Source organism: Flagellimonas myxillae (genome assembly GCF_023502235.1).
Lineage (GTDB): Bacteria > Bacteroidota > Bacteroidia > Flavobacteriales > Flavobacteriaceae > Flagellimonas > Flagellimonas myxillae.
The window spans coordinates 1,867,554-1,876,073 of the sequence record NZ_JAMFLY010000001.1; the positions used below are offsets into that span (position 1 = coordinate 1,867,554).

9 protein-coding genes are annotated in these 8,520 nt (G+C 42.8%); 6 read left to right on the forward strand and 3 right to left on the reverse strand.

Going from position 1 to position 8,520, the window contains the following annotated elements; translation table 11 throughout:
* The first annotated feature begins 101 nt into the window (after positions 1-101).
* Genes rlmD through M3P07_RS08390 form a run of 4 tightly spaced genes read left to right on the forward strand, consistent with a single transcriptional unit; the run spans position 102 to position 3,159 of the window.
* Positions 102-1,514 (forward strand): 23S rRNA (uracil(1939)-C(5))-methyltransferase RlmD, encoded by a 1,413-nt coding sequence (gene rlmD, locus M3P07_RS08375; protein WP_249969419.1) that lies wholly within the window; start codon positions 102-104, stop codon positions 1,512-1,514.
* 28 nt (positions 1,515-1,542) lie between these two features.
* Positions 1,543-2,055 (forward strand): DUF6452 family protein, encoded by a 513-nt coding sequence (locus tag M3P07_RS08380; RefSeq protein ID WP_249969420.1) that lies wholly within the window; start codon positions 1,543-1,545, stop codon positions 2,053-2,055.
* Positions 2,036-2,806, forward strand: coding sequence for a DUF6048 family protein (locus M3P07_RS08385; protein ID WP_249969421.1), 771 nt, complete (start codon positions 2,036-2,038; stop codon positions 2,804-2,806). The genes M3P07_RS08380 and M3P07_RS08385 overlap by 20 nt, the downstream gene beginning before the upstream one ends.
* Before the next feature lie 11 nt (positions 2,807-2,817).
* On the forward strand, positions 2,818-3,159 hold the full coding sequence (locus M3P07_RS08390) for a VOC family protein (protein ID WP_249969422.1): 342 nt from the start codon (positions 2,818-2,820) through the stop codon (positions 3,157-3,159).
* 19 nt (positions 3,160-3,178) lie between these two features.
* Here the strand turns inward: M3P07_RS08390 and M3P07_RS08395 are convergent, their stop codons facing one another.
* Positions 3,179-4,333 carry a THUMP domain-containing class I SAM-dependent RNA methyltransferase gene (locus M3P07_RS08395; RefSeq protein ID WP_249969423.1) on the reverse strand — a complete coding sequence of 385 codons (1,155 nt, stop codon included), beginning with the start codon at positions 4,331-4,333 and terminating at the stop codon, positions 3,179-3,181.
* A gap of 56 nt (positions 4,334-4,389) precedes the next feature.
* Here M3P07_RS08395 and M3P07_RS08400 point away from each other — a divergent pair, with 56 nt between their 5' ends.
* Together M3P07_RS08400 and M3P07_RS08405 are read left to right on the forward strand one after the other, a co-directional pair.
* On the forward strand, positions 4,390-5,079 hold the full coding sequence (locus M3P07_RS08400; RefSeq protein WP_249969424.1) for a ZIP family metal transporter: 690 nt from the start codon (positions 4,390-4,392) through the stop codon (positions 5,077-5,079).
* A gap of 143 nt (positions 5,080-5,222) precedes the next feature.
* Complete coding sequence (locus tag M3P07_RS08405) at positions 5,223-6,392, forward strand: YncE family protein (protein ID WP_249969425.1); 1,170 nt, start codon at positions 5,223-5,225, stop codon at positions 6,390-6,392.
* Between the two features lie 77 nt (positions 6,393-6,469).
* On the opposite strand, the gene trhA is transcribed toward M3P07_RS08405, so the two are convergent.
* A complete protein-coding gene (gene trhA / locus M3P07_RS08410; protein WP_249969426.1) occupies positions 6,470-7,105 on the reverse strand; it encodes a PAQR family membrane homeostasis protein TrhA in 636 nt (211 codons plus the stop codon).
* A gap of 3 nt (positions 7,106-7,108) precedes the next feature.
* Positions 7,109-8,446: an amidohydrolase family protein gene (locus M3P07_RS08415; protein ID WP_249969427.1), complete on the reverse strand. Its 1,338-nt coding sequence runs from the start codon at positions 8,444-8,446 to the stop codon at positions 7,109-7,111.
* Positions 8,447-8,520 lie beyond the last annotated feature (74 nt).

Sequence of the window (8,520 nt, forward strand, 5' to 3'; positions counted from 1 at the left end):
CAGGAAACCTCTTAAAAGGTTCAAAAAAATGTGCTTTTTTTTAGGAATACATTTTCACAAGTTAGTTGTTCCGAATGAAAACCTATGGTTACTTTTGCGCCATGCGAAGAAAAAAGAGGCGACAGACCTTTGAGCAGGTCGAAGTTGTGGATGCGGGAGCCAAGGGAAAATCGGTTGGAAAAGCCCCAGATGGTAGGGTGATCTTTCTTTCCAATGCCGTTCCCGGGGATGTAGTGGATGTAATGACCACCAAAAAGCGTAGGGCCTACTTTGAAGGTGTGGCCACTCGTTTCCATCAACTTTCCGAGAAAAGGACAGCACCGCAATGCCAACATTTCGGTGTGTGCGGAGGTTGCAAGTGGCAACACATGGCCTATGAGCACCAACTCTTCTACAAACAAAAAGAAGTAGAGGGCAACCTCCAGCGTATTGGGGGCATTGAATTGCCCGAAACCCTACCCATACTTGGTTCCGAAAAGCAATATTTTTATCGTAACAAGTTGGAATTCTCCTTTTCGAGCAGCCGATGGTTGACCGAGACCGAAATTAATTCGGAAGAGGAAATACTGGATCGCAATGCCCTGGGATTTCATATTCCAGGCATGTGGGATAAAATTTTGGATATTGACAAATGCCATCTTCAGGCCGATCCCTCCAACACCATTCGAAAAGCCATTCGGAATTTTGCCGTTGAAAACAACCTTCCCTTCTTTAATCCAAGAAATCAAGAAGGATTGTTGCGCACTTTAATGATTCGAACATCCAGCATTGGAGAACTTATGGTGCTCATCCAGTTTTATGCAGATGAACCGGCACAGCGGGAATTGTTGTTGGAACACATCCGTGTGACATTTCCAGAGATCACTTCCCTACTCTATGTCGTCAATCAAAAGCAGAACGACACTATTTATGATCAGGAGGTAGTTTGTTTTGCCGGGCGTGATCACATATTTGAAGAAATGGAAGGTCTCAAGTTCAAGATAAACGCCAAATCGTTTTACCAAACCAATTCAGAACAGGCTTATGAATTGTACAAGGTAACAAGGGATTTCGCGAACCTCAAGGGCAACGAACTGGTGTACGATCTATACACCGGAACAGGAACCATTGCCCAATTTGTTTCCAAAGATGCCAAAAAAATCATTGGAGTGGAATCGGTTCCAGAAGCAATTGAAGATGCCAAGACAAATGCAAAACTTAATGGGATTTCCAACGTGGAATTTTACGTAGGGGACATGAAAAATGTCTTTAATTCCGATTTTATCGAGGCGCATGGAAGGCCAGATTTGGTCATTACGGACCCGCCCCGGGATGGCATGCACAAACAAGTGGTGGAGCAATTGCTCATGGCCGAACCCAGCAGTATTGTGTATGTAAGCTGCAACAACGCAACCCAGGCCAGGGATTTGGCTCTATTGGATGAAAAATATCGGGTAACCAAGGTACAACCTGTGGATATGTTCCCCCAGACACATCACGTTGAAAATGTTGTACTTTTGGAGAAACGGGTATAATTTTTGATAACATCTGTTTTTAGTTTGAATGAAGAAAATACTCCCTAGCTTACTTTTAGCTTTTGCTTTGATACTGTTCTTCGCTTGTGAAAAAGACGATATCTGCGTCAATGGCGATACCCCTTTACTTGTATTCCGGTTCTATGATGCAACCGATACCACAGAAACTTTGGATGTCCCTTCCTTACGGGTTAGGGAAGTGGTCTTGGATGAAATTGTGACCACCTTCACCGATAGGAGCAATTCGAGGGATTCCATAGGCATTCCCTTGCGAATTGTCGAAGGAAGCACACAATATGCGTTTATCCGGGACTCTGAGGACGATGAGGATACCGGGGAAGAAACCGGTAATATCGACACTCTTACGATAACCTACCAAGTCCGGGAAGCTTATGTATCCAAGGCATGTGGCTTTGTGGCAAATTTTGATGAATTGACCGTTACCCTTAACGGCACGGACGAAAAATGGATACAGGACTTCACTATTGAACAAGAAACTGTTGAAAACACCAATGCTGCCCATGTCAAGATATTTCACTAGCCTTCTTTTCCTATGCATTTCCTTTGCTGGAATATCGCAAAGTGAACCTGTGAATCTGCAACCCAAAGATACCACGGAGCATAAGCAACAATATGGACTACGGGTGGGCGCCGACCTTAATCGGTTGCTATTCTCCTTTTTGGATGAGGACTATACCGGTTTTGAGGTGGCGGGAGATTTTAGATTGACCCAAAAACTGTATCTCGCTGGAGAATTGGGCAATGAGGAAAAAACCATTTTCGAAGATTTGGGCAATACCCCCTTATACAACTATACTTCAAGCGGTAGCTACCTGAAATTGGGCGTGGAGATCAATACGTATGAGAACTGGTTTGGAATGGAGAATTCCATTATTTTGGGCGGGCGATATGCCTTTTCAACCTTTAGCCAAACCCTAAACGATTATAAAATTTACGATAGTAACCGCATGTTCAGTCCGGATGATTTCTTGGCTGGAGCAGAACCTGGACGCGAATACAGCGGCCTTAGTGCATCTTGGTTGGAAATTTTGATGGGGATCAAGGCAGAGCTTTTTGCCAATATCTATGTAGGGATGAGTGCCCGACTAGGATTCCTGTTTACAAACACGGAAGACGATCAATTTCCGAATCTATGGATTCCCGGGTTTAATAGGGTAACCGACGGGAGTAATTTTGGAGTTAGCTACAACTATACGCTGTCGTATTTGATTCCCTTTTATAAAAAAGCAAAAAAGAAAAAGGAGGTCCCTAGCGATCCACAGAACCAATAATCCAAAAGGCCATGCAAAATTCGCATATCGATTATGTTGAGTTCAAGTCCAACAACTTGAAAAAAATCAAGGCATTTTACGGAACAACCTTTGATTGGGTATTTACGGATTACGGTCCAACCTATACCGCATTTTCCAATAGTGGACTGCAGGGTGGCTTCGAACTTTCGGATGAAACAATCACCAACGGTGCGTTGGTGGTCCTTTATCACGATGATCTTAATAAAATCCAGCATGCCATTAGCGAAGCTGGGGGTACAATTTCCAAACCTATTTTTTCCTTTCCGGGAGGGAGGAGGTTTCATTTTCTAGATCCATCCGGAAACGAATTGGCCGTTTGGTCTGATAAATAAGGAATACTGGGCGCCCGTTCTAGTCGGATTTGGTCTTTTTACTTCCTGAGTACATTTCATATTTGACCAACTTCGATTCTAGTTTACCGTTAAAGGTTTTGATTCTTCTCGAAGTTTTCAACCCAACATGTTTTAAGGCTTCCAAGTTGGAAGTGATCAACCACGCATCTGTACCTGGGTAATCTTGTTTTAGGGTATCGCCGATTTTTGAATAGAATTCATCGGGATTTATTTGTAAGCGCTCTCCATATGGTGGATTAAATACCATGTGCAATTTGGAATCGGTCGGCTTTTCCGTCCTAAAAAAATCCTTGCGCTCAATTTCTATATAATCCGATAAATTGGCATTGTCCACATTTTCTTGGGCTTTTCGGACCGCAGATGGCGCTTTGTCATAGCCGTAAATCTTATGGTGAAATTCCCGAGTCTTGTTCAGGCTGGCGTTGACAATTTTTTCATGAAGTTCGGAGTCATAGTCATTCCATTGCATAAAAGCGTAGGACTCCCTATTGATGTTGACCGGGATATTACAGGCAATCATGCCTGCCTCTATCAAAAATGTACCGCTCCCGCACATGGGGTCAAGGAAATCCGTTTGACCATCCCACCCACTGTGCAACAATAAACCAGCTGCCAAAACTTCATTGATGGGGGCAATGTTGGTTGCAATACGGTACCCTCGTTGATGAAGGGAATGCCCCGAACTATCCAAAGAAACCGTACAATTGTTCCGGTATAAATGAATATTGATACGGACATCGGGGTCATGCGAATCCACATTGGGGCGTTGCCGGGTCACGGCTCTAAATTTGTCCACTATGGCATCCTTGGCCCGTTGGGAGACAAACATGGAATTTCTAAACACATCGGAACTCATGGTGGTATCAATGGCAAAGGTTTTGTCCTCCCCAAATAGGCTGGGCCAATCCACTTGATACACGTTTCGGTACAGTTCCTTTTCGTTGTGTACCTTAAACCTGGCAATGGGCTTCATCACCTTTAAAGCAGTGCGCAAACAGAGGTTGGACTTGTACATAAAACCGGTATCCCCTTCAAAGGAAACATTCCGCACACCCTCCTCTACCCTGCTCGCTCCCAAGTTTCGGAGCTCTTTGGCCAAAAGGGGTTCAAAGCCATAGAGGGTTTTTGCCAACATTCTAAAATTTCCTGCCATGTTCTATGAAAATCTTTCGGCAAAAATAGGCTATTTTTACGCCTTCAATCCAACGTATGGAATTCCCATTTGTTTTGATCTACCTGATTCCTATTTTGGCCGTTTGGGCCGGATTCGCATTTGTCTGGTTCACGCGTCCCAAGGACAAAAGAAATGTACGTCTGTTGCTTGCTTTTAGTGGGGCATTTTTATTGGCTATAACTTTCTTCGAGCTCCTCCCGGAAGTCTACGAACACCATAACCCAAGGACTATTGCCGTATTTGTCTTAGCGGGAATTTTGCTTCAGGTATTTCTAGAATTTTTCTCCAAGGGTGCGGAGCATGGGCACATGCATTTGGATTTGGAAAAAACCAGTTTTCCAACATTACTTTTTATCAGTCTATCGGTCCACGCACTTATAGAGGGCACACCCATTCACGGCAATGAACCTATTTTGTACGGCATCGTCATCCATAAAATTCCAGTAGCTATAGTATTGGGAATTTTCCTGACAAATTCCAAAATGAAAAGGAGCATGGTCTTTATGTTTATGCTTGCTTTTTCCTTGATGACGCCATTGGGAAGCTATTTGACCCACCACTCGAGCTGGCTGGAAAACCAAGGACATTTACTTACTGCATTGGCCATAGGGGTGTTCCTGCATATCTCCACCATAATTCTTTTTGAAAGCTCCCAAGGACATTCCTTTAATCTTCGCAAATTGGTGGTGATTATATTAGGGGTAGGGCTGGCGTATTTTCTATAAAGCCTAATTTTTCAGTACGGTTGAAAACATCCATCAACCCAAAATGGGTATCCATCAATTCAAATAAGGGTTCCGTCCATTGGTCCCATATTGGGAAGGGTAGCATAGCTACATTCGCGCCATAACCCATAAATCCATTAAAAATGAAAATGAGAAAATTAGCCCTTTATTCCCTATTGGGTAGTTGGGGATTGGTACTATTAAGTTGTGGCAAAGACGATTCCCCAGAAACTCCGACAGAACCAACCTATAACCTCACCGAAGCAACCATCAATGATGACAACTATACCGCTCCTGGTGAACTGTCATTTCTGTACTCCACTGACAATGGCGATACCTATACCGCTGAAAAACCCCAAGATTTATCCAAAGGCGATGAGCTTTGGGTTAAAATCAATAATGGGGAAGTGGACATTTACGAAGAAGACTTTTATTTTGACTGGTCTGGCTCCTCTATCTCCCCTGCTGATACGGAAGGTGATTTGGCTAAGTTTTTTATCAAGGAAAGCGATATTTCGATTACCGTTGCGGTAGCCGATAAAATAGAATTATTAGTTTCACATCGAGACACAGGTCAGTTTTATGTTTTGGATTTAAGCGATGGGGGTCTCACTCCTAATTTTATCATTATGAAAAATGAAGAGACCGCACTTGTAGATATTAGAGGGGTTATTTATAATCCTAATGACGGCCAAATATACATTGCCAACTCTGAAGATGGCTTCGGGCAATTATATTCAGTGAATCCAAAAACCAAAACACCCACTTTAATCAATAATAATGAAAACAATACTTGGAAAGGGCTTTCCGATTTAATAATCACTCCAAACAATAAATTACTCGCAGCCGCTGGTTTCGGTTTCAACAATGGTCCTCCAGCCTTAATTGAGTTTGAGCTGTCCGGGATTAATTCAGAACCTATGGAGTTTACAGGGGACGACGTTCCCTGCTGTGGATTGGGTATGACATTCGGTGATGGTAATCAAGAACTTTTAATAGGAAATGGCACCTCTGACCCCCTTAAAATCTATAAATCAAATCTACAGGGTAATATTACCGAGGTTATAACTCTAGAATTGGAAGGTGATGGTTTTGTAAATACAGAGCCAACCAATTATTTCATTAGAAATTTGATTACAACAAAAATGGGCACTATTTATGCCCTATGTTATGATTTAAATGATGAATTCGGAGATACGCATATAGCACAGGTAAATCTTGAACAGAACAAATTGATCCATATTGCCCGTATCGGTACTCAAAATGAAAACATCTATTTTGGCCTGGTTGCCCTACCTGCCTATACTTTTTAAACAGAATCAGCAAAATATTACAAGGGGAGCTTTATTAATTGCTCCCCTTTTTTATAATCATATCAACATTTCACCATTCAAGTTCCGAACAAGTCATGAACCAATAACCAATGACTTGCGGCTCCTCCTAAAACAAATAGGTGCCAGATAAAATGATTAAAGGGAATACGCTTCATGGCATAAAAGAAAATCCCTAGGGTATAAAAGGTACCGCCCAGGGCCATCCAAAACAGTCCGCTTGTGGATAAATTGTTAGTAAGGAAACCATAATCTAAAACTACCAGGTAGCCCATTACTGCATAAAGTAATAGGGAGAGTTTTTCAAATTTTCCTGTAAAGAATATTTTTACCACAGTGCCAAAAAGAGCAATGCCCCAAACCAAGTATAGCAATAACCATCCCTTGGACTCTTGCAAAACCAACAAACAAACAGGGGTGTAAGTTCCTGCAATCAAGTAATAAATACTGATATGATCCAAAATACGCAGTTTAGCCTTCAAATTGGGATCCCGCACCGCATGGTACAAGGTGGAAGCAGTAAACAATAGAATTAGGGAAAGACTATATATAAAAATGCTAAGCGTTGCATACGGAGCGGAGAGGTCCTTCTGCATCAAAAAGAAAAATCCGACGACCGACAATACCGCACCCACACCATGGGAATAGGTGTTCCATTTCTCTTCCAAGACCAATAGTCTTTCTGCCTTATCCAAAGATTATTTGTATTGCTTACCGTGCTTGATTACCATATCCACATCTTGTAGTAAACTAATATACCGTAGCACATCCCCGTCCACAGCAATAATATCGGCATATTTTCCAGGTGTGATCGTACCCACTTCATCGGCAACACCCGTCCAAAGCGCAGGCCAATAGGTAGCAGCGCGAATAGCATACATCGGGTCGATACCAAATTCGTTTACCCATACATCAAGCTCATTCCAAGTGGATTGACTGTGGAACTTCATGGGAATACCACTATCTGTCCCCACCAACAATACCACCCCAGCATCTAAAAGTTGTTGGATTTTGGTCTGCAAGGTAGGTCTCCTAGAAGGTGTCAATTGAAAATACGGCAATCGATCAGGATGCTTAAAGCTATTTTTGATATCGGTGATCACACTGTCCGGCAACCCCAAATGCCAGGAATCGTTATCCAATTTTTCTGGATTGTCCCGGGTATATTCGTAATTATAAAGTCCTTCCACGGTTGGACACCAAAACAAAGGGCCTTTGTTCATTTGGGCCGTTCGCTCTTTGATCATTTCCATAACATCATCCGGGTATTGGGGCGCAGATGATAGTCCAGTATGTTCAAAACAGTCCACTCCCACCTGAAGTCCTCTTCGTATTTCTTCCGGACGGTGTCCGTGTGCCACAACTTTTAAGTTATACTTATGTGCTTCATCGACCACAGCACGCAGCTCGTCCATGGTCATTTGATCATGATCAATCAGTTTGATCACATCCACACCGGCGTCTGCTAATTTTTTAATCTTTCGCTTCCCGTCTTCTGGGCTGTTTACCCCCCACCTAAAGTCTTCAGTTCCAGGATAGGGCTTGTGTTGAATAAATGGCCCAGACACATACAAGGTTGCCCCGGGAATTTCACCCTTGTTGATCCTGTCCCGCACCGAAATACTTTCCTCTAGCGGAGCTCCTAAATCCCTTGCACTGGTAACTCCTGCCATCAACAATTGATGTGCGGAAGACGGCATGATAACGTCTTCAAACAAAGGTGGATAAGTCTTGTCCCAGTAGCCGTAATCTGCATGTCCATTGATCATGGTATGCACGTGCATATCCCATAGTCCTGGAAGCACACTCATCCCTTCTGTGGAAATAATTTCAGCTCCATCGGGTACTGGAAGAGTTTCCACTGTTCCAACTTCCTTGATTCGTTCCCCTTCGATAATGATGACGCTATTTTTGATGGGGTCTGAACCGAATCCATCAATTAAGGTTCCTCCAACCAAAGCCTTAAGGTTACTTTGTTGGGAAAACATAAAAAGGGAAATGAAAAAAATGCTGAAGGTTAGTCGAAGTTTGAGCATGCTTTTGTTTTTTCTTAAAGATAGTTAGTGATCGCACAAAAACAAAAAAAGGCCCTCCACTACTGTGAAGGGCC

Excerpts from the sequence above, each read along its gene's own strand:
- M3P07_RS08390 (WP_249969422.1), top strand. The coding sequence starts at position 2,818 with ATGCAAAATTCGCATATCGATTATGTTGAGTTCAAGTCCAACAACTTG.
- M3P07_RS08395 (WP_249969423.1), bottom strand. The coding sequence starts at position 4,333 with ATGGCAGGAAATTTTAGAATGTTGGCAAAAACCCTCTATGGCTTTGAA.
- M3P07_RS08380 (WP_249969420.1), top strand. The coding sequence starts at position 1,543 with ATGAAGAAAATACTCCCTAGCTTACTTTTAGCTTTTGCTTTGATACTG.
- M3P07_RS08400 (WP_249969424.1), top strand. The coding sequence starts at position 4,390 with ATGGAATTCCCATTTGTTTTGATCTACCTGATTCCTATTTTGGCCGTT.
- M3P07_RS08415 (WP_249969427.1), bottom strand. The coding sequence starts at position 8,446 with ATGCTCAAACTTCGACTAACCTTCAGCATTTTTTTCATTTCCCTTTTT.
- rlmD (WP_249969419.1), top strand. The coding sequence starts at position 102 with ATGCGAAGAAAAAAGAGGCGACAGACCTTTGAGCAGGTCGAAGTTGTG.
- M3P07_RS08405 (WP_249969425.1), top strand. The coding sequence starts at position 5,223 with ATGAAAATGAGAAAATTAGCCCTTTATTCCCTATTGGGTAGTTGGGGA.
- M3P07_RS08385 (WP_249969421.1), top strand. The coding sequence starts at position 2,036 with ATGTCAAGATATTTCACTAGCCTTCTTTTCCTATGCATTTCCTTTGCT.